This is a genomic window from Parasphingorhabdus sp. (genome assembly GCF_965233695.1).
Taxonomy (GTDB): Bacteria; Pseudomonadota; Alphaproteobacteria; order Sphingomonadales; family Sphingomonadaceae; genus Parasphingorhabdus.
Genome location: NZ_OZ247497.1, coordinates 1,979,365 through 1,998,667, shown reverse-complemented (window position 1 = coordinate 1,998,667; position 19,303 = coordinate 1,979,365). Strand labels below are relative to the sequence as shown.

Annotated in this window: 20 protein-coding genes; 18 read left to right on the top strand and 2 right to left on the bottom strand. The window is 54.9% G+C overall.

What is annotated here, in order from left to right; translation table 11 throughout:
• Window positions 1-21 precede the first annotated feature (21 nt).
• From ACO6S1_RS09470 to ACO6S1_RS09445, 6 genes are all read left to right on the top strand, one after another.
• On the top strand, window positions 22-1,476 hold the full coding sequence (locus tag ACO6S1_RS09470; RefSeq protein ID WP_422346045.1) for an aldehyde dehydrogenase family protein: 1,455 nt from the start codon (window positions 22-24) through the stop codon (window positions 1,474-1,476).
• Between the two features lie 30 nt (window positions 1,477-1,506).
• Window positions 1,507-3,129 carry a GMC family oxidoreductase gene (locus ACO6S1_RS09465; protein WP_422346044.1) on the top strand — a complete coding sequence of 541 codons (1,623 nt, stop codon included), beginning with the start codon at window positions 1,507-1,509 and terminating at the stop codon, window positions 3,127-3,129.
• A gap of 95 nt (window positions 3,130-3,224) precedes the next feature.
• On the top strand, window positions 3,225-3,899 hold the full coding sequence (locus ACO6S1_RS09460) for an OmpW/AlkL family protein (RefSeq protein ID WP_422346043.1): 675 nt from the start codon (window positions 3,225-3,227) through the stop codon (window positions 3,897-3,899).
• 131 nt (window positions 3,900-4,030) lie between these two features.
• A complete protein-coding gene (locus ACO6S1_RS09455; RefSeq protein WP_422346042.1) occupies window positions 4,031-6,643 on the top strand; it encodes a helix-turn-helix transcriptional regulator in 2,613 nt (870 codons plus the stop codon).
• An 18-nt stretch (window positions 6,644-6,661) separates the two neighbouring features.
• A complete protein-coding gene (locus tag ACO6S1_RS09450; RefSeq protein ID WP_422346041.1) occupies window positions 6,662-7,852 on the top strand; it encodes an NAD(P)/FAD-dependent oxidoreductase in 1,191 nt (396 codons plus the stop codon).
• Between the two features lie 415 nt (window positions 7,853-8,267).
• The gene (locus ACO6S1_RS09445) at window positions 8,268-8,651 is read left to right on the top strand and encodes a transposase (protein ID WP_422346040.1); all 384 of its coding nucleotides are present in this window, start codon (window positions 8,268-8,270) and stop codon (window positions 8,649-8,651) included.
• A 100-nt stretch (window positions 8,652-8,751) separates the two neighbouring features.
• Here the strand turns inward: ACO6S1_RS09445 and ACO6S1_RS09440 are convergent, their stop codons facing one another.
• Window positions 8,752-8,979 carry a helix-turn-helix transcriptional regulator gene (locus ACO6S1_RS09440; protein ID WP_422346039.1) on the bottom strand — a complete coding sequence of 76 codons (228 nt, stop codon included), beginning with the start codon at window positions 8,977-8,979 and terminating at the stop codon, window positions 8,752-8,754.
• A complete protein-coding gene (locus ACO6S1_RS09435; protein WP_422346038.1) occupies window positions 8,972-9,463 on the bottom strand; it encodes a hypothetical protein in 492 nt (163 codons plus the stop codon). The genes ACO6S1_RS09440 and ACO6S1_RS09435 overlap by 8 nt, the downstream gene beginning before the upstream one ends.
• Before the next feature lie 362 nt (window positions 9,464-9,825).
• On the opposite strand from ACO6S1_RS09435, the gene ACO6S1_RS09430 reads away from it, so the two are divergent.
• The 12 genes from ACO6S1_RS09430 to traW are packed head-to-tail and all read left to right on the top strand — an operon-like array spanning window position 9,826 to window position 19,294.
• On the top strand, window positions 9,826-10,134 hold the full coding sequence (locus tag ACO6S1_RS09430) for a hypothetical protein (RefSeq protein ID WP_422346037.1): 309 nt from the start codon (window positions 9,826-9,828) through the stop codon (window positions 10,132-10,134).
• Window positions 10,135-10,164: 30 nt separating this feature from the next.
• On the top strand, window positions 10,165-10,452 hold the full coding sequence (gene traL / locus ACO6S1_RS09425; protein ID WP_332041246.1) for a type IV conjugative transfer system protein TraL: 288 nt from the start codon (window positions 10,165-10,167) through the stop codon (window positions 10,450-10,452).
• Window positions 10,453-10,463: 11 nt separating this feature from the next.
• Window positions 10,464-11,063 (top strand): type IV conjugative transfer system protein TraE, encoded by a 600-nt coding sequence (locus tag ACO6S1_RS09420; RefSeq protein ID WP_422346036.1) that lies wholly within the window; start codon window positions 10,464-10,466, stop codon window positions 11,061-11,063.
• The gene (locus ACO6S1_RS09415; RefSeq protein WP_422346035.1) at window positions 11,060-11,884 is read left to right on the top strand and encodes a type-F conjugative transfer system secretin TraK; all 825 of its coding nucleotides are present in this window, start codon (window positions 11,060-11,062) and stop codon (window positions 11,882-11,884) included. The genes ACO6S1_RS09420 and ACO6S1_RS09415 overlap by 4 nt, the downstream gene beginning before the upstream one ends.
• A complete protein-coding gene (locus ACO6S1_RS09410) occupies window positions 11,881-13,200 on the top strand; it encodes a TrbI/VirB10 family protein (protein ID WP_422346034.1) in 1,320 nt (439 codons plus the stop codon). Before ACO6S1_RS09415 ends, ACO6S1_RS09410 begins: the two co-directional genes overlap by 4 nt.
• Window positions 13,197-14,072, top strand: a complete 876-nt coding sequence (locus tag ACO6S1_RS09405; RefSeq protein WP_422346033.1) for a DsbC family protein — start codon at window positions 13,197-13,199, stop codon at window positions 14,070-14,072. Before ACO6S1_RS09410 ends, ACO6S1_RS09405 begins: the two co-directional genes overlap by 4 nt.
• Window positions 14,069-14,803, top strand: coding sequence for a conjugal transfer protein TraV (locus tag ACO6S1_RS09400; protein ID WP_422346032.1), 735 nt, complete (start codon window positions 14,069-14,071; stop codon window positions 14,801-14,803). Before ACO6S1_RS09405 ends, ACO6S1_RS09400 begins: the two co-directional genes overlap by 4 nt.
• Window positions 14,800-17,370 (top strand): type IV secretion system protein TraC, encoded by a 2,571-nt coding sequence (gene traC, locus ACO6S1_RS09395; RefSeq protein WP_422346031.1) that lies wholly within the window; start codon window positions 14,800-14,802, stop codon window positions 17,368-17,370. The genes ACO6S1_RS09400 and traC overlap by 4 nt, the downstream gene beginning before the upstream one ends.
• Window positions 17,363-17,764 carry a hypothetical protein gene (locus ACO6S1_RS09390; RefSeq protein WP_422346030.1) on the top strand — a complete coding sequence of 134 codons (402 nt, stop codon included), beginning with the start codon at window positions 17,363-17,365 and terminating at the stop codon, window positions 17,762-17,764. The genes traC and ACO6S1_RS09390 overlap by 8 nt, the downstream gene beginning before the upstream one ends.
• Window positions 17,761-18,156 carry a TrbI F-type domain-containing protein gene (locus ACO6S1_RS09385; protein ID WP_422346029.1) on the top strand — a complete coding sequence of 132 codons (396 nt, stop codon included), beginning with the start codon at window positions 17,761-17,763 and terminating at the stop codon, window positions 18,154-18,156. The genes ACO6S1_RS09390 and ACO6S1_RS09385 overlap by 4 nt, the downstream gene beginning before the upstream one ends.
• Window positions 18,153-18,662 carry a S26 family signal peptidase gene (locus tag ACO6S1_RS09380; RefSeq protein ID WP_422346028.1) on the top strand — a complete coding sequence of 170 codons (510 nt, stop codon included), beginning with the start codon at window positions 18,153-18,155 and terminating at the stop codon, window positions 18,660-18,662. The genes ACO6S1_RS09385 and ACO6S1_RS09380 overlap by 4 nt, the downstream gene beginning before the upstream one ends.
• Entirely contained in the window at window positions 18,659-19,294 is a 636-nt protein-coding gene (gene traW / locus ACO6S1_RS09375; protein ID WP_422346027.1) for a type-F conjugative transfer system protein TraW, read from the top strand. The genes ACO6S1_RS09380 and traW overlap by 4 nt, the downstream gene beginning before the upstream one ends.
• Window positions 19,295-19,303 lie beyond the last annotated feature (9 nt).

The window sequence follows — 19,303 nt, the reverse complement described above, 5'->3', positions numbered from 1 at the left end:
TTCAGATGAAAGCTTAATTTAATGGGAATTGCCGAAATTCTGAAACCAGCTGGATCTCCGGGCAATGCGATTAGAGAATATGACAACCTTTTAGCACAAATGAAGGCTACCCAACTGGCGCATCGGACACAGTATAATCGAAATGCGCGGCTTGATGATCTTCAAAGGTTGCGTAAGGCTATGCTTGCGCACGAAACGCAGATCACTGAGGCCTGCGAACGTGATTTCCGCAAGCCTGCATCGGAAGTCAAGCTGACCGAAATATTCCCGGTCTTGCAAGAAATACGGCACGCGAAACGACATCTCAGGCAGTGGATGAAACCCCGTCGCGCGGCGTTGACATTGAGCATGGTCGGCACGCGGGCGCGGGTTCGCCCGGAAGCCAAGGGTGTGTGCCTCATTATCGCGCCCTGGAATTACCCGGTCAATCTCTCGCTAGCCCCTTTGGTTTCAGCGATCGCGGCGGGAAACAGCGTCGTGATCAAGCCCTCAGAACTGACACCGCACACGTCGGGCGTAATCGCCGACATCGTGCGCGAGGTCTTTTCACCATTGCATGTAGCTGTCGTCCAGGGCGGAATTGAAACCTCGCAGAGCCTTTTAGAGCAGCCGTTCGATCATATCTTCTTCACCGGTAGTCCGGCAGTTGGCAAGGTTGTGATGGCAGCAGCAGCGCGCAATCTTTCTTCGGTAACGCTTGAATTGGGTGGGAAGTCGCCGACCATTGTCGGCCCCGGGGCGAATATGCGCAAGGCGGTACAGAGTATCGTTTGGGGTAAATTCGCAAACAACGGGCAGACCTGCATCGCGCCCGACCATGTTTATGTTCATAGCAGTATTGCCCAAGAATTCGAGCACGCTGTCATCACAGAAATCTGCAGGGTCTACGGGAACGACAATCGTGATCTGAAGGCTAACCCCGACTATTGCCGGATCGTCAATGCCCGCCATTTCAAGCGGCTGCACGCCCTCGTAAAGGATGCACGCACGAAGGGCGGGGAGATCGCTTTCGGCGGCGAATTCGACTCGAGTGAAAACTACATTTCACCGACCGTGCTGAGAGGCATGAACCCTGACATGGACATCGCCGAAAAGGAATTGTTTGGACCCCTGCTCCCGCTCATTCCGTTCGATAATCTGGATGACGTCATTGCAAGGATCAATTCGCAGCCGAAACCTCTGGCACTCTATATCTTCGAGAAGGACCGGGGATTAATCGACCGCGTGATCGCGAACACCTCGACTGGCGGGATTGGAATTAATGTCACGGTCGCCCAATTTCTCCATCCAAACCTCCCTTTCGGCGGAGTGAACAATTCCGGGATAGGGGCCGCGCACGGCGAGTATGGCTTTCGTTCGTTCTCACATGAGCGGGCCATCCTGGAAGATCGGTTTTCAATCCTTTCTTGGCTCTATCCTCCCTACACGCCGCGCGTACGCCGTTTGATCGACCTCGTAGTCCGGGTGCTGGGCTGATGCGTACATTCTGCAAGGAACAAGCGAACCATGTATGACTACATAATAATCGGGGCCGGTTCGGCCGGTTGCGTCCTCGCCAACCGGTTGTCAGCCGATGGCAAGAAACGGGTGGCTCTGCTAGAGGCTGGCCCAAGGGACAAAAGCCCGCTGATCCACATGCCGATTGGAATCGCGCTTCTCGCCAACAACAAAAAACTCAACTGGGCTTTCGAAACCGAGCCGCAGGATCATCTTAATAAGCGGCGCTTGTTCTGGCCCAGAGGAAAGACACTTGGTGGCTCGTCCTCGATCAATGCGATGATCTATATTCGCGGTCATCCAGACGATTATCAATATTGGCAGGAAGCGGCAGGATCGGCTTTGTGGGGGTGGGACCGTGCGAGCGAACTTTTCCGGCGCATGGAGGACAACGAACGTCACCCGGCTGGAGGTTTTCACGGACAGGGCGGTGAATTGAGCGTCGGCGATTTGCGCACGGTAAACCCGCTCAGCGATGATTTCGTCGAAGCGGGGCGGGAACTCCAGTTCCCGGTCAATCCGGATTTCAACGCGGACAGCCAAGAAGGCCTCGGATATTACCAAGTGACACAGCGCAACGGTCGGCGATGGAGTTCAGCGCAGGCCTTTTTGCGCCAGGTCGAGGAGCGGGCGAACTTGGACATTATTACCGATGCGCGCGCCGAGCGCGTGTTGATGAATGGCAAATCGACCGTTGGCGTCGCTTACCGCCAGGCGCGCGAGTCGAAAAAGTTGAAGCTCAAACCGGGTGGTGAAGTCCTACTGTCTGGTGGCACCGTGAATTCTCCACAATTGCTGATGCTGTCGGGGATCGGGGATAGTGCTGTGTTGCGCCATAATGGCATTCCGATCATACACGATTTACCCGAGGTCGGGCAGAACATGGCTGATCACCTCGACGTCACCATCATGAACGCAGCAAATTCGCGCAAGCCGATCGGGGTGGCAGCCAGCTTCATACCAAGAGCCCTCGGGGGGCTGTGGTCGTATATTTTTTCACGGCGGGGCTTTCTTACCAGCAACGTTGCGGAAGCAGGTGGTTTTGTCCAGTCTTCGCCTGACCGAGATCGGCCTAATGTTCAGTTCCACTTTCTGCCTACTTATCTCAAAGATCACGGGCGAAAAGTTGCCTTCGGATATGGTTACACGCTTCATATCTGCGATCTGCTGCCGAAAAGCCGCGGTTACATTTCCTTGAAATCATCTGATCCAATGGCCGACCCACTGATTCAGCCTGGATACCTGACCGATCCTGATGATCTCAAAACAATGATCGCGGCATTCAAGATCGGCCGACGCATTCTGGATGCGCCTACGATGGCCGCTCATAGTGCTTCTGAGGTGCATCCCGGACCGTCCGTCCAGACAGACGATGAAATTGCCGCGTTTATCCGCGACACTGCCGAAACAATTTACCATCCCACGGGCACCTGCCGAATGGGTGCGGATGCGAAGTCCGTAGTCGACGCCTCGCTTCGCGTCCGGGGTATCTCAGGCCTCCGGGTTGTTGACGCCTCGATTATGCCCAGCCTCGTGGCCGGTAATACCAATGCCCCGACCATGATGATTGCAGAGAACGCCGCCGACATGATTTTGGGCAAGGTCGGGATGTTGGACGCAAATGCTGCCTGAGGCCGCTGGGTCTCAGGAAAACTCCGGCGGTGTCCGGAGAAATTAGTGAAGCTGGGCCTGGCCCGAACAAGATAAATATATCTGGGAGAGAAGAAATGAATCCATTCAATGTAAAATTCCCGACATCCTGTTGTGTTCTGGGTTTGGCTCTCATGTGGGGGAGTGCGGCTTCAGCCCAAGATGGCGGCATGTATAAACGCGGGGATTTCGTAGTCGCTGTTTCCGCGTCAGAGGTTTTGACCAGTGAGCAGTTGGACGAGGTTTCGGTTGGCGGCGGTGACCTGCCGGGAGCAGGCGTCACCATCAATAATGACGAAACGGTCACTTTCGACCTGTCCTATTTTCTATCTGACCGGATTGCGATAAACCTGTTCGGCGGTATCCCTGCTAGCGCGAGGCTGCAAGGAACCGGCTCTATCGAAGGTCTTGCGCTCGGCTCGACTGACTATGGACCTGCGGTGTTGTCGCTTCAATATCATCAGCCGATCGGGAGTAATGTCTCTCTGTATGCAGGGGGAGGCATAGCGCGCCTGCTATTCCTGAACGAGAAAGACGGCGCAATTGCCGAGTTCAACGTGAAAGACACTTGGGCTCCCGCGCTGCAGGTCGGAACGCGTGTAGCTCTGAATTCGAGCCTATTGCTCAACCTCGATACCCGCTATATTCCTTTCAATGGAAATATCAGCGGGAATCTTGGCCCCGCGCCAGTCAGGGCCAAGGTCGGTGTGGACCCGATTGTCGTCAATCTGGGCCTTGCCTATCGCTTCTGACGACGCTCCTGATCCGCATTCCCGGTACGGCAAATTCAATTGCCGGGACAGATAAACAGCGGTCGGTGCCGCCGAAGTTAAGAGGAACCATTATGATGACAGCGGGAGGGGTCGACGGGCAATCGCCGCTCTTGCAAGAAGGGCTCGACCCCACCTTGCTCTTATACAACAGACGCATGGTCCAGCGCAGGCAGGTTTTTGCTCAGTCTGCCATCCGGCGCGAGCGCCTCTCGCATGAGGCCCATCAGGGTGCGAAAGCGCTCGTCTACTGCGCACCCAGCGGCTTTGGGAAATCGACGCAGTTGGCGATCATGGCCGAAGATGCAGGTTCCGGGAACGCAGCTTACCTTAGCCTCGCTGAGCTCGAAAAAGCGGAGGGCATCGATGGTTCGTGTGTAGAACGCGTGACGCAGGCCATCCTCGATCAGTTGTCGGGACCGGATGCCCCGCAAACAATGGGCGCGCATGAGGGAGAGGCTGTACTGTTCGCCCGGCTTTGGAAAGCCGAGCAGCCAGTCTTGTTGTGTTTCGACGAATTCACACCGGCCTTTTCTAACTTTGCGGAGCGGATTATCTGCGAGACGCCTTCCAGCGTCAAACTTGCCTTCGCCCCCATTGGCGTGGAGTTTTTGTCACGGCTCGCTCTTTTGCCCGGGGTTGTAAGAGTGCGGTCGGAAAGCTTAGCATTCAACGAAGCCGAGATAGATGAACTTGCCCTTCTATCGGGGGCGCCATGGTCCACTGAACGCGCTTTGGAACTGACTGGCGGCTGGCCCGCATTGCTGCGTTTCGCTGTCGACCGGACCGAGCCATTGTCTTCGCCCATACAGTGGCCCGAAGTCCAGAACTTTTTACATAACGACGTGTTTGCCAAATTTACCGTCGAAGAACGGGAAATTCTGCGTAATGCCTCGATCTTGCAAGCGGTCACACCGGAAAGCTACCGCTATGTTTTCAAGACGAATTCGGACCTAGAGCATTGGCTCAAGCGCCTGAGCGCTGTCCATGGTGTGCTGGTTGCAGGGTTGGCGAATGATGGAGAGAAGTTAGTAATGCTCCCGGTACTCCGCGATTTTCTGCGCGAGGAGTTGCGCGAGCTCATGCCGGACCGATTTTCCTATTTATTGAAGCGCATCGCTTACTGGCATTGGCGACGAGGCGAATACCGCGAGACGATAACTGCCGCTTTGGATGCGCACGATCATCGCTGGGCGCACCGGGTAAGCGCAGGCGTGCTTATCGATATTGCATTACGACAGGGAGAAATTGCGGGCCTGCGAGAATGGTTCGCTTCGGTTCCTCGTGACCAGTTGAATCGCCTGCCGGCCTTGGCATTCGGCTATGCTTGGACGATGTATTTCAGTCAGCAGGCGCAGGTGGCAGACGAAGTGCTCGAAGGCATAGCCGCGACTGAAGACGCCGAACAGAACCTCAACGGCCAACCCAGAGGTTGGCCCGAACTCGTATTCGCTATTGGCAAGGCGACACATGATGAATTGGATGAAAGCACCAGACTATGCCACCAATGGATCGATAGTTTTGGAGAGGATAACGAGGTTGGCGCAGGCGCGGCTTATACCTGCTTAGCATTTATCGCTGCGAGCGAGCGGCAATTCGAAGATCTGTCGAAGCTTTCTCGGAAGGCTTTCTCAATCAATCGATACGCGCGTCAGCGTTACGCTTCGGGTTGGCTTTCGGCCACCAACGTGCTTGCGGCGATGCGGAGAGGCGAGATGCTACGGGCTCGTACACTCGTAAAACAATCGCGCGAGAGCTCTGATATCGCTGTTGAACGTTCGCCTTTCGCGTCAAATCTCCTGCAGGCGTTCGAATATCAACTTTGCGAGGAGATCAAAGAAGGTGTCATGCCGGAGGGGCTCGAACACGACGCCATCAATTTCGCAATGGAATACGGGGTGGTGGATGTGCTCGCCGGAGTGACCCAGGCTGCGGCAAGGCGGATGGCGTTGAAGGGACTAACAACTGAGGCATTTGCCCTGATGGAAAAGGTCCGCGCCACGGCTCACCGCCGCCAATTGCCCCGCTTACGTTATCTGGCGGAAATCAATCTCGCCGAATTTCACTTGCTGGAAGAAAGCGCGGCGGCTGATGTTGATCTGCCCAAGCCCAACGCTGCGATCCTTTCGGCCAACCAGCTCCAGGCGTTGGATGCGCGCCTCGCCCGTGTGCGAGCGCTCATCGAGATCGGCAAGTCGCGTTTCGGGCTTGCTGAACAGCACGCCCGTCTCGCGTTGCGCGAGGCGGGCGTAATGGGCGACTTGCGTGCGGCGGCCGCCGCCCAATATTGTCTCGCTACGGCGCTTGTCCTTCTGGGTTCGACCCGGGACGCGGAACGTGCTTTTCGCGAAGCGGAAGAACTCGTCGCATTGAATGGATGCCACACGACACGTGAGTGGATGATGGCACTGCTCCTTCGAATCGTGCCAGAAACGATACAGTTCTTCGATACAATCGGGCGTAAGGGCGAAGCGCTTCATTCGATGGAGCCGAGCGTCGGCTCCTCAGATAAGGGCCTCGTGCCGGTTCTGGCAGGGCGGCTTACCCGCAAGCAATATCTTGTCCTCCAATATATTGCCCGGGGCATGACGAACAAGGAAATCGCAGCACAACTCTCGATCAGCGAAAGCGGCGCGAAATGGCATGTCAAGCGGCTGTTCGAACGCTTCGGTGTCTCTAAGCGGAGTCAGTTGGTCGCCACCGCGCAGGCAAAAAACTTACTATAGGTACGAGGAAAATACTTCATGCAATCAATTAAGAGAATTGTAATCATTGGGAGCGGGACTGCTGGGATCAATCTAGCGCTAAATCTGCGCCAGAACGGTTTCGCAGGGAATGTCACGGTATTTGGTACCGAGCATCACGATCCCTATCAACGTCCGCCGCTTTCGAAGAACTGGTTGCTATCCGATAACGATCCCAGCCCCATTCCGTTGCGTCCAGCGAGCGCTCTTGAGGAAAATGAAATCGTGCTCAGGCTGGGCCAGGAGGTTGCCCTGATCGACCGCAAACGTGCTGTGATTGTGACCGAAACTGGCGAGGAAATTCCTTATGATAGGTTAGTATTCGCCACGGGTGCCGCGCCGCGTCGGCTCGACGTGCCGGGGGCGGATCTGAAAGGTGTTTTCTATTTGCGCAGCCTGGATGATGCTGCGGCGCTGCGGCGCGCGATGCGCGATAATTTGTCGGCCGAAGCGGTCGTTGTAGGCGCTGGGGTGATTGGCCTTGAAGTCGCCTCGGCATTTACCACCCTTAATAGACCCGTGACGGTGGTCGAGGCGGGTGCACGCGTCCTTGCTCGGGTCGCATCGGTTTCGGTCGCGGCGCAAGTGACGCAACGACTGGAAAAGGCGGGCATACACTTCCTGTTTGAAAAGGCGGTCGCCCGGATCGAAGGCGAGTCCGGTTCGGTAAAAGCTTTGGAGCTAGCCGATGGAACTCGATTGCCCGCCCAGCTGGTTATCATTGGAATTGGAGCGGTGCCACAGGAAAGCCTTGCACTCAAGGCTGGACTTACGTGCGATGACGGTATACTGGTGGATGAGGAAATGCGCACGTCGGATGAGCACATTTATGCAATTGGTGATTGCGCGCGGGGGCCGAATGAATTCGCGCGAGGCAAAGTCCGGATCGAGACGATCCATAACGCTATGCATCAGGCGAAATTGGCGGCCGCCAGCCTGTGTGATAAACCCGCTCCCGCTCCGGCCGTGCCGCGTTTTTGGTCCGACCTTGCTGGCATGAAGCTTCAGGGTCTCGGCATTCACTCCGATTCGGAAGTGATCGAGGAGCAACATGGGGAGAGCGAGGATACCGGCGAATATCATCATTTCGAGAACGGCCAACTCGTCGCGACCGAAACAATCAATCTCCCAATGCGGCAGAACGAGTTCGCCTCGCTTATCGTATCCCGAGCTCGTGCTGACACCGAATAGTCTGTGAGTTGTTTCCCGTCAGCACTTATGTCACCAAATTGATGTTGTGATTTAAGGAGTGTTTTGGTTTCATCGTAGTGACGAAGGAACGAAGCTCACGGCAAATCAAACTTCATTTCGAACGATGTTGGATGATCATCTGAAAGAACGAGCAACAAAGATGTTGGGGCAAGATAAAATGTCGAAAGAGGCCATATCGGAAGCATTGGGCTATACCGACCGGACCAGTTTTAGCCATGCGTGCAGACGGTGGTTCGACATTTGAGGGCCACCTCGAAAACCAGGCCCTTCCCTTGGGGATTAAAATCCGGTTCAAGGATGCTGAGGCAGCGAGGGAACTTGGATCATAGGCCAGCTGGGGTTTTTTGATTTGCAGCAGCGGCATTAAGGTCTGGACGCAAAGTCTGATCCTTTAGTGGCGATATTGGTAGCGGTGCCGTTTGAGCTGTTCCGCGTGAAGCTGAAGGCGGCCCTGGTGAAAAGCGGTCTGCGCAAAATGGCGGATGATCGCAAGAATGCGGCGGGCCGCAAGCCTTGGGATGAAGTGCTGATCTTCAAGGCCTTGGTGTTGCAGGCGCTCTACAATTTGTCGGACGATGCGATGGAATATCAGCTGCGGGACCGGCTCTCCTTCATACGGTTTGTTGGCCTTGGCCTTGAGGACGCGGTGTCCAATGCCAAGACGCTATGGCTGTACCGCAAGGCGCTGGTCAAAGCGGGAGCGATTGAAGGCCTGTTCCATCAGTTTGACAGCACGCGTCACTGCTGTGAATGGCAGCGTGCTCAAAACATGTTATAGCAACTGTATCGTTCACGCTGTTTGCTCCATCCCGTTTATTTGTGAGCGACACAACGCGTTTAGTATCCGACGGAAAAAAATTTGTGGAATTCCGAAAGTTCTAGCTTGTAGCGTCGAGCAATGTCTTCGAAGCAATCCACCCATCAATATCGCTTTCTAGCCACCTGACGCTGTAACCGCCTATTGAATGCGGCCGAGGAAATTTCCCATCTTCCATCCAGCGATAGATGGTTGATCGGCCTAATCCGACACGGTGCTGCACTTCGCTGAGACGGAGCAACCGCGCGCTAGCGTGATCTGAAACTTCGCCCATGTCAGCATCAAGCATATCCGCCTCCCTGTGTCCGATCTAAGCCATCACCCAAAAACGGATCCTTCCGGGCGAGGCCCTCCATGTGCTCAGAAAGCATCTGCGCGATGCGCTTTGCAGTTCCCTTCGCCCAATGCGGTTTGATATCATGGAGGTAATCGCCAAGCTGCGTTTCCAAAGCATCGGGCAGATGGCGAACCAGTTCTTCAAAAAATAGCGCCAGATCGGTTTGCAGCCAGCTTGAAGCCCTGCCCAGATCTGCTGCGAGATAGAGAAGCAAGTGGGCATGCGGCGATGCGCCCGCACCATATAATATACGCAAGGTTTCGCTCACAGTAGCTTCGCGCTTACCTGCCAGAATACGCCGCATCGTGCCCCGGTCTATTTGAGCCTCGCTTGCAATGCGCACTTGAGAACGGCCTGATGTCGATGCTGCCTGATTGAGCAGCATAGAAATGCCGACTTTTATATGCGCCTCAGAAATTCCATTGGTTTCAGTCATGTCATTCATCCTGTCTTTAAGAGAACGAATCACCTGATATCTTGAAGGCGCACCTGTAGGAAAATGAAAAGAACATAAAAAGAACGAATAGGAAATTGCGAATCACCGAATCCCGGTTTCCTGTTTTGCAGAGAACAGTTTCTGTTCATATGAAAACAACCGCTGTGCTGGCCTGAACAGTTCCGGACCAAACGAGCACATCGACTGTTCAATACCGCTCAATTCCCCTCCAGATTGTCGTTTTTTGCTTGGAAGATATACGATTTTCCATTTCCTGTTTTCCTACAGGCGGATCACCGATGCACATAGAACATACAGCGAACACATGCTGTTTCATGTTTCTCAAGCGAAAGTGATTTTCCATGACCAATATTTCTCAAACACGCCGGCGCGTATCCGACTACTTCATTCCGGCAGCTGTTGGGCTATTATGTGCAACGGCTGCCTATGCAGGCGCGGACAACACCTTTGATCCTGCGCTGGCAAAATTCACCGATTTTCTTGAAGGCTCGGGCGGCAAGATCATTACCGTCCTTAGTCTTGCTGCCGGTCTCATTGGACTTGCATCCGGACGCTTTTCATTGGGGCAAATCGCGGTACCCGTAGGCGTCGGTATCGGCGTCGGGACCGGCGTTCCCATCGTCACCTCTGTTGTCACGGCAGTCATTTAACGACTGCGACCGGCAAGGAGGGCGGCACAAATGGCTGACAGATATCTTTTGCCCCGGCGGCTTGATGATCCCGAACTCATCGGATTTTGGACGATCGACGAGTTTCTTGGTCTGATCATCCCGTTCGCCTGGGGCATATTAGCGCAGCATATTTTTGTGGGAATCGCTTTAGCATTTGTCGCCTGGTTTGCCCTTCGAAAAGCAAAATCTGGTGGGGCAAGCGCGCAGCTCCTCCATGCTGTCTACTGGTATCTTCCCGGATCGTTTCTGGGATTGAAAGCCACGCCGCCCTCCTGTTGCCGACTTCTGGCCGGTTGAAGGAGGAGAAGATGGAAGCACAAATAGCACATCAATCAGCCCAGCGCCTGCTCCGGCAGCGCAACTGGCTGGCCCTTTTAGCTGCGGGACTGGCGGTGACAAGTCTGGTCGCCATTGCAGCTGGGTCAATGCAGTCGCGTGAAATCGTGCTGGTACCGGTGACCGGACAATCGCTGACTTTATCGAGCGCGGGCGTGTCCCGTGAATATTTAGAGCTCGTCACCCGCGATACCGCTCTCATGCTGCTTAACCGCAGCCCTGAGGGGCTGGATTACTGGATGGAGCAGATTCTCAAACTAGCCGACCCCGCAGCCCATGGGCGCCTCAAATCAGAATTGGTCAAAATCGTTTCCGAACAACGCGGCTCCGATATTGCCCAGGCATTTGTAATCCGTTCACTCGTAATCGACCCAAAGGAACTCAGGTCAGAAGTAACCGGAACGCTCAAGACGTTTGTCGGCGCGCAGGTAATCGCCAGCGAGGAGCGTAAATTTGTCTTTCGCTGGACCTACTCCGGTCTTCGCCTTGCGCTGACCGGTTTTTCGCAGGTCCCAACCGAGCGCGAACAACAAATTCAGCAAAAATCAATCGAAAAGGATGCCTCGTCATGAGCAGCATATTAACAACCCTGCCCGCCTGCCTGCTGGGCAGCGGCATGGCGAGCATCAGTTGGGGCGTTACACGGCTTCCCGATACCGGATTCAAAACTCTTGGCGCGGCATTACTTATTACCGCCCTTTCATTAAGCGCATCACCGGCATTGGCAGACCAGTTTATCGAGGCGGCGGACAATGCCAAGATTGACTGTAGATTGTCGCGCGACGAACTCACGCGCATAGCGCTGGTTGGCGACGAATTTTCAAGCGTTTCAAAAATTGCCTCGGGCTATCCTTATAATGATTTCGGGGTGACCCATGAACCGGTGCGCGGCGATATTTATATTTCCGTACCGCCCAGCTTTGCCAGCGATAGTGTTAGCTTTTTCGCCACCAGCAAACAGGGTTTTGTCTATAAATTTTCCTGTCGCACGGCCCCTGTGGAAGCGCATCAGCTTTTTATTACCAACCCCGCCCTTGCAAAACCGGAGGCGGCGACATGGGAAAACGAAAGAAGCGAAGAGCAGACCATCATCGCTTTGGTAAAAGCTATGGCAGAGGGCGCAGCGCCTCCCGGTTATAGCGTGCGCCAGCGGATGACGCGCCCGGTTCGAACGGGATCCATCGAAGTCCAGCTCATCGCGGAATATCGCGGCGCCAATTACAACGCGCAACAATTCATTCTCACTAATCGCGGAAAAACCACAGTCGAGCTCAATGAAGAAGAGCTCGCACCAAAATCCGCGCGCGCAATTTCCTTTGCCCAAAACACATTGGGGGCCGGAACGAGCACATCCGCCTTTGTCGTCACCGCGACCCGGGGGGCAGACCAATGAGCGAGGTCAAAACGGCAGCCCAAGCACCGGATAAAGAAGCAGAGCAGGGCCATGCCCGCGCCGGTCTCAACAAGCAGATCGCGCGGCGACAAAATATGTTGCTGGCCGGTGTTGGCAGTCTCGCACTGATCGCTGGCGGTTGGTTTCTTTTTGCCGGTGACGGCGATGATATAGCCGAAGACGAAAGCGGCATCGCTACCATTGACGCTGGCAGTCTGGTCAACCGCAATCTCTCGCAGCGCGAGTTTGTCGCGGCGTATGAAAACCGGCTTAATAAACTCACCCAAGATCAAAAGGCGCTCAAGGAAGCGCAGCTCCCAACTGATAAAATCGAAGAACAAATCGAAGCTCTTCGGCTTGAAAACAGCCAAATGCGCACCAACGGGCAAGCGGCCATCGATGTGATTTCAGCGGAAAACGCAGGACTCAAATCGCAGCTGGAAGAACAGGCCGCAACACCGCCGACGACAATTCCACCAGCCTATGGTCCGCAAGGCGGGGATTTTAACCGCCAGTCGGCATCGCTTGGATCACCCGATGGTACAGAAATCACGCCCGGTGGGTCTCCATCTGGCGCAGTTAAAATTCTCAATTTCGGAAGCACCGAACAGGAATCAAAGTCGGCCAAGAAGCGTACATCAGAAACATCACCGCTGCTGGTTGAAGACAGCCCGGAATATTTGCCGCCCAATAGCTATGCACCGGCAAAAGTAATCGTCGGCGTTGATGCCTCGGTTGGCGTTGCCAGTCAGAGCGATCCGCTTCCGGTGGTGTTGCGTATCACCGGCCCTGCCCGCTCGGTGGTCAAGAACGGCAAGTTGCTTACCACCAATATCACTGGATGCATTGTGAACGGCGCGGCGCGCGGAGATCTCTCAAGCGAAAAAGTCTATGTGAAGCTCGCCCGCATGACCTGCGATCAGCCCGGCGGTCGTGTCGCTGTCAGCGAGGTCAAAGGATTTATCACCTTTGCCGGTAAATCCGGCGTGCGCGGACGTGTTGTCAGCCGTGAAGGCAGTCTTGTCAGTCAGGCCTTGCTTGCCGGGATTGTCGGCGGGTTCGGGCGCGGCTTTTCGGCCAATGCCAACGGCATTTTTACCGGCCAGATTGGTACGGACGGGAAACGCGATAGCCTTTCGGGCGCGGACATATTGACCGGCGGCCTTGGCCAGGGCGCAGGGGATGCCGCCGATACCGTCTCCAAATATCTCATCGAACGAGCCGAACAATATCAACCTGTCGTCGAGATGCCGACCGGCATCGATGTCGAGATCGTCTTTCTCGACGGCGTCCATGTAAGGAGTGAACAAAAGTGAACTTTTCCAATTTCAAAACCGAGGTACGGAGTTTCAAGTCTCGGGCCGCCGCCATTACGCTTGCCGTCGCAAGCGGCGGGATGGTTTCCGGCCTTGTTGCAGCCAGCTTCATCTCTGCTCCAGCCAATGCGACAGCAGCACTTCAGGATGTTCGAACGGCTATCGAGCTGCGCCTCCCAAAAACGCCTATTACCAGCCTCACCTGCAAAGGCTTTGGCGGTCTGTGCGAGGTCGTATCGGAAAAGACATTATTCTATATTGATGAACGCGCGCGTTATCTATTTGTCGGGCGTCTGTACGATATGGAAAGCCGGGCCGATCTGACGGCTGCAAAACTGCTCGAGCTTAATCCGCAGCTGCTTGTCGCAGGAGCAGCAGGCGCAAATGCGAGAGGACCAACTGCAGCACGGCAGCCCGCGGGTAAACTTGCATCCAAAGTTCCCGTCGCGGACTTAATGCCGTCAGGCGCGGTCCATTGGGGGGCCAAATCCGGGCCAAAGCTTATAGTTTTTTCCGATTTGAATTGCAGCTATTGCAAGCGGCTGACGGTTGAACTTAAAAAAGCAGGCGTGCGCGTCGAAGAGCGGCCAGTTTCGATCTTTGGCGAAAAAAGCCGGAAACTGGCCGAAGCGGTGATCTGCTCGCGTGACCCTGCTAAGGCATTGCATCAAGCCTATTCCGGCGACGCGCCAAAACCACAAAATTCATGCGACACCTCGGGTCTTGATGCCAATGAGGCCTTTGCACGCAGCCACGGTTTTTCCGGAACGCCGGTCATGGTGCGCGCAAGTGACGGCGCGGTGCTCGAAGGGTATCGCGGCGCTGCCGAAATCCGCGCGTTCCTTGGCTCTAATCCAAAAGGTGCGAAATGAAACGGGCGCGCTTTCCATTGGGCGTGTTAGTGCTTTCATGCGTCTCACTGTCGTCCTGCGCTAGTCTGGGCAGCAATATTAGCGGCAGTTTTGATTGCAAGGCACCGGGCGGTAGCTGCGCACCAACATCGCAAATTGATGCAGCGGCGAATGCGGCATTGCTGGAACCATCTCCATCAAGCGGCAGGCGAAACCTGATATCGGCGGCGCAAACCGCGCGAACCGGCGAGCGTGTGCTTAAAATTGTGTTTCCCGGATTTGTCGATGCGTCAGGCAATTTGCATGAAGCCCGCAGCATGCATGTAGTTGCACGGTCTCCCGACTGGGCTGCCACATTGGCTGGCGGGGACATAAATATCGCCAAGCAAATGGCGCGCGATATTGCAGATCAAGCCAAGCAAGCATCCAAAGACAATTCTGGCGGCGCTCTTAGCGCAGACGATGGCGCCAGTGAAGCGCCGTCAGAATCAATGGACGCCACTGACCCATTTCTCAAAAGTTCTTATAATTTGCCCTCGCGTGGTTCGTACCCCTTGACCGTGCGAGAGGCAATTGCCGGTGCAAACATGCCGGCAATCGAGGGGTTCGATGGGCTCCCTCCCCCAGCAAGTCGAACCCCTCACCCTGTTTTGGAGGCATTCCCGAAGGATGGTCTACCGAGTATTGAGGCCATTGAAGCTGCCAAGATACGCGGGAGCAAAAGACAGCCCAGCCAGGAGAAGGGACAATGAACTTCTCCATGACTGGCGCGCGTGCCAAACTCTTATCGGGTCTGTTTGGCGATCAGAAAACTGCTGATCATCAAAGACCAAGAATCGCGCTCGATATGCTGTCAGACTGGCTGCCCTACCGGGTATTTGATTCAGGACCGCGCCTTTACCGCAATGCGCGCTCCAAAGGATTTATATTATCCGCCGCGCCGCTGATCGGCGCGGATGAACGCACCGGTGAAATTTTGGGGCAGTTTTTCTCCGAAGGCATGCCCGAAGGCGCATGCTTGCAAATATTACATTTTGCCAGCCCGCGCATTGGCCGGGTCGTCGCCCCCTGGTTTGCCAAACGCTATGCGCAGGGCGGCGTATATGAGGCGATGGCGCGCCATAGATCAAAACGGCTTTATGATCTGGTCTGGGAAAGCGGGTCTGCCCATGCGCCGTTTCATGCCCGCTGCCATAATCTAGTAATATCGCTGGGCGTTCCAGACACCGCAAATGTGGGTGACAATGAACTCGCGCAGTGCCGCGAGGGATTGATCGGCGTGCTAACCTCGCTCGGCATTGATGCAAATGAAATGGAACCGCAGGAACTCATCGCGCTCGTTGATGATCTGACCTCTCCTACGACGGCACCGCAAGAAGACCGAACCGAATATAATCCACTCGACGATATCGCCAGCCAAGCGATCCGCCGTGATATTGAACTCGAAGCCCACGATGACCGGATGATCCTGCGCACCGAACGGTTCCGGGAAATTGGCCGAAGCGCTGATGGCACACCTGAGATCGGCGCCATTTATCCTGATGCCTTTGACATCCGGCATTTTGGCGTCAGGCAAATGCCCGAACGGTGGGCACCGTGGGAATGCGCGCGGCTAATCGGCGACATGTTCACCGACAAATTGCGCTTCCCCTGCCCGGCTGCGACCATGCTTTGTCTGGTCTATCCCGACCGCCAGGGCGCGTCGGCAAAAGCCGGTTTCAAATTTATGCGCACAACCAGCCTCAGCCAGTCCAAAAGCGCGCGGTTCCTGCCCAAACTTGCTGAGCAATCTTCCGAATGGAGCCATGTCCAGGCAGAATTGCAGGCCGGGAAACGCCTCGTACAACTTTTTTACGGCGTGACCAGCTATTCACCGCTTGGCCTCGGCGATGCTCATGAACGCTCGATCAAGGCGATTTATAAGGCTGCCGGTTGGGACTTGGCCGACGAGCGTTTTCTCCAGCTCCACGGGCTCATTGCCGCCATGCCCATGACACTGGCCGATGGCCTTGCCCATGATCTCAAACGGTTAAAACGCCTTAAAACCATGCTCTCGACCAGCGCGGCTCATATTGCGCCGTTGCAGGGCGAGTTTCTGGGCGGGCCGTTACCACATCTGCTGCTGGTCGGCAGGCGCGGGCAGCCATTCTATTGGTCGCCATTTGAAAATGACGCGGGCAATCATAATGTTGCGATATGCGGTAAATCCGGTTCGGGCAAATCGGTATTGCTGCAGGAAATGTGCGCGAGCCTGCGCGGCGCGGGCGCGAAAGTCGTTGTGATTGATGACGGGCGCTCGTTCGAGCATTCGGTTAAATTGCAGGGTGGGCGCTTTGTCGAGTTTACCCTCAAATCCGGTTTCTCGCTCAATCCCTTCTCGATGATTGATGATGTGCGCGCTGCTAAAGACGATGATTATAAACTCGACTGCATCGCGATGATCAAAGCGATTGTCGGTCAAATGGCGCGGCACAGCGACCGGCTTACCGATACAGAGCGCGGTTTGATCGATCAGGCTGTCACTACAGTTTGGGAAGCGCTTGGTAGCGGCGGCACCGTCAATGATGTGGCTGCAGCATTTGCAGGGATTTCCAATCCTGTAGCGGATGATCTGGGCGTTGCCATCGGACCCTATATGAGCGGCGGAAGCTACGGCGGCTTTTTCGAAGGCCAGGCCAGTATCGCGCTCGATGATGATTTTACCGTATTTGAAATGTCTGATCTGGCGACGCGCGAGGATCTGAGATCTGTCATTCTTTGCGCGATCATGTTCATGACAAGCCAGGCGATGACCCAAAGCCCGCGCAGCACCAAGAAATTACTTCTCATCGATGAAGCATGGTCGCTCCTCAAAGGCGGCTCGATGGGCGAGTTTGTTGAAACCTATGCGCGTACGGCGCGCAAATATGGCGGGGCGCTGGCAACAGCCACGCAGTCGCTCAATGATTATTATAAATCGGACGGCGCAACCGCAGCGCTCGAAAACAGCGACTGGATGCTGGTGCTCCAGCAAAAACCGGAAACCATTGCCGATTTCCGCAAGAACGATCGCCTCGACATGGATGATCGCACCGAAACGCTGATCCGCAGCTTAAAGCGTTCGGGCGAGGAATATAGCGAGGTTTTTATCAAAGGTCCGGATAGCGAAGCGGTCGGCAGACTGGTTCTCGATCCTTATTCCGCCTGCATCTATTCGTCTTCGCCCGATGTTTATGCGGCCATCGAAGCTGAGCAGGAAGCGGGTGCTTCTCTAGCACAGGCGATTGCCCGCGTGTCCGGTGTTGGCGCCGACGATGAGAAGAGCAGACACAATGCCTGACAAAACCGACACGCTATTTGATCAATATCTTTCCCTTGGGACAAGCAAGGACCGGCGCTGCAAACGCGCACCTTTTCCACTAAAGCAGTTTTTTCAAAACGCTTGCCACATCATACTGGAAGCATCGCTGTTCGCGATGAGCTCGGTATTGATGGCGCTCGGTCTGCCGCTTTGCTTTTTCCTTATCTTGTCAGGTTGGGACTTGCTCGGGCTGTTCACGCATCTTGATAATTTATCCGTTCGCTATCTTCAAGCGGACGGGGTGCGCAGATTGGCGTTTTCCAGCGATCTTAAAATCATATTCTTTGGGTCTACTGCTCTAATTGCGGCGCTGCGGATGCCAGGATTTATCACGCGGATAGCGAGTGATTTTCCCGAAAGGAGCAAGACATGAGCAAACTGGCAATTTCATCAGAGCATCTCCCAAGCGGGCGATCCATTATTGTGGTGCTTCTGGTAACGGCTGCGATTTTGTGGATCATCTGGGTCAGCTTGCGTCTGATCGAACCCAACAAACAACAAATAGTGCAGGTTCGCATGTCCAAAATTATGCGCGATTTCGTTGACGCAGAAGCAAAGGGCAATGCTGATCCGGAAGTGACCCGCGAGGCCATTGCCCGGTATCTCAAAGCAACGGAAGCGGCGGTGGATGATTTTAGCCGCAGCGGCCATGTGATTTTGGTTGCCGAAGCCGTGCTTTCAAAGAACACGCCCGATGCCACGTTGCAACTTAAAGCCAAAATCGCCCAAAAACTGGAAAACGATAGCCGGGAGAAACCGCAATGAGCGCTCTCATATCCCGCCTGAAACGCCCGATCATTTTAGCAATGCTGGTGGCGATCCCGTTTCTCTATGCGCCGATAGCCAAATTTAGCGACGATCATGCGTTGCTGATCAACGCCTCTCCCAGCCTCCCCAATTGGGCATTCTGGCTGGACAAGAATTTTACCCCTTCTCGCGGCGTATTGATTTTTTTCGAGCCGCCACGTTCCAAACTGCTCATCAACCACTTTGGCGAGAAGCCGCAGGTTTTTGGCAAACGCATATTGGGCATGCCCGGCGATCGGGTTCGCCATGACGGCAAAAATGTCTTCATCAATGATCATCTTGTGGCGCGTACCAAACCAAAAACCCGCAAAGGGGCCGCGCTAACCAAAGGCCCTGAAGGCATCGTTCCGCGCGGCTGCTATTATGTCGGAACATCCCACAGACACGGCTTTGATAGCCGCTATGGTGAGATCGGTTTCATTTGCGCGCCCCGGATTATTGGCACCGGGAGGGCAATATTGTGAACAGACTATCGTTGCCTTTTCTCATTGCAGCCTTGCTGTCCTCACCGGCATTGGCGCGCGACTATGGCCAGCAGGGTACGCATTTCCCGATTATCGAACCGGATTTACTCGAACAAATTCAGTCGCGCCTTCAGGCCATGGACAAGAACGGTGACATCGACCGGATCAACCAGAAACTCAAATCCCGCACGATAGCGCGGGTAAACCGCCCCAAGCCAGTCGCGGGATTGGTGAGAGCGACAAAAGCCGCAACGCGCCTGTTCGATCCGACCATCACATTGCAGGCCGATATACTAGATCACGACAAACGCAGGATCTGGACCAAAGGAACCAGAGTAAATCCCCTCGATACCGTTCCATTGCGCGCGGCATTGATATTTTTAGACGGCGATGATCCAGCCCAGCTCGAATGGGCATTTGCGCAAAAACCAAAGACAGCAAAACTCATTCTGACAAACGGCGCGCCGCTTAAACTTATGAAAGCGCGCCAAAGGCGCTTCTATTTTGATCAGGGCGGAAAGCTGACCGAGCATTTCGACATCAAAGCACTTCCGGCGATGGTCGATCAAAAGGGCCGAATGCTGCGCATCCGCGAGTTTGCGCTGTCCGAAAAGCGGAGGTCAACCCAATGATAAAAGGCT

Bases quoted from the DNA above. Each gene is read 5' to 3' on its own strand.
- ACO6S1_RS09440 (WP_422346039.1), bottom strand. From the start codon at position 8,979: ATGCTTGATGCTGACATGGGCGAAGTTTCAGATCACGCTAGCGCGCGG.
- ACO6S1_RS09400 (WP_422346032.1), top strand. From the start codon at position 14,069: ATGAAACGGGCGCGCTTTCCATTGGGCGTGTTAGTGCTTTCATGCGTC.
- ACO6S1_RS09430 (WP_422346037.1), top strand. From the start codon at position 9,826: ATGACCAATATTTCTCAAACACGCCGGCGCGTATCCGACTACTTCATT.
- ACO6S1_RS09390 (WP_422346030.1), top strand. From the start codon at position 17,363: ATGCCTGACAAAACCGACACGCTATTTGATCAATATCTTTCCCTTGGG.
- traC (WP_422346031.1), top strand. From the start codon at position 14,800: ATGAACTTCTCCATGACTGGCGCGCGTGCCAAACTCTTATCGGGTCTG.
- ACO6S1_RS09460 (WP_422346043.1), top strand. From the start codon at position 3,225: ATGAATCCATTCAATGTAAAATTCCCGACATCCTGTTGTGTTCTGGGT.
- ACO6S1_RS09410 (WP_422346034.1), top strand. From the start codon at position 11,881: ATGAGCGAGGTCAAAACGGCAGCCCAAGCACCGGATAAAGAAGCAGAG.
- ACO6S1_RS09450 (WP_422346041.1), top strand. From the start codon at position 6,662: ATGCAATCAATTAAGAGAATTGTAATCATTGGGAGCGGGACTGCTGGG.
- ACO6S1_RS09380 (WP_422346028.1), top strand. From the start codon at position 18,153: ATGAGCGCTCTCATATCCCGCCTGAAACGCCCGATCATTTTAGCAATG.
- ACO6S1_RS09465 (WP_422346044.1), top strand. From the start codon at position 1,507: ATGTATGACTACATAATAATCGGGGCCGGTTCGGCCGGTTGCGTCCTC.
- ACO6S1_RS09420 (WP_422346036.1), top strand. From the start codon at position 10,464: ATGGAAGCACAAATAGCACATCAATCAGCCCAGCGCCTGCTCCGGCAG.
- ACO6S1_RS09470 (WP_422346045.1), top strand. From the start codon at position 22: ATGGGAATTGCCGAAATTCTGAAACCAGCTGGATCTCCGGGCAATGCG.
- traL (WP_332041246.1), top strand. From the start codon at position 10,165: ATGGCTGACAGATATCTTTTGCCCCGGCGGCTTGATGATCCCGAACTC.
- ACO6S1_RS09415 (WP_422346035.1), top strand. From the start codon at position 11,060: ATGAGCAGCATATTAACAACCCTGCCCGCCTGCCTGCTGGGCAGCGGC.
- ACO6S1_RS09435 (WP_422346038.1), bottom strand. From the start codon at position 9,463: ATGACTGAAACCAATGGAATTTCTGAGGCGCATATAAAAGTCGGCATT.
- ACO6S1_RS09385 (WP_422346029.1), top strand. From the start codon at position 17,761: ATGAGCAAACTGGCAATTTCATCAGAGCATCTCCCAAGCGGGCGATCC.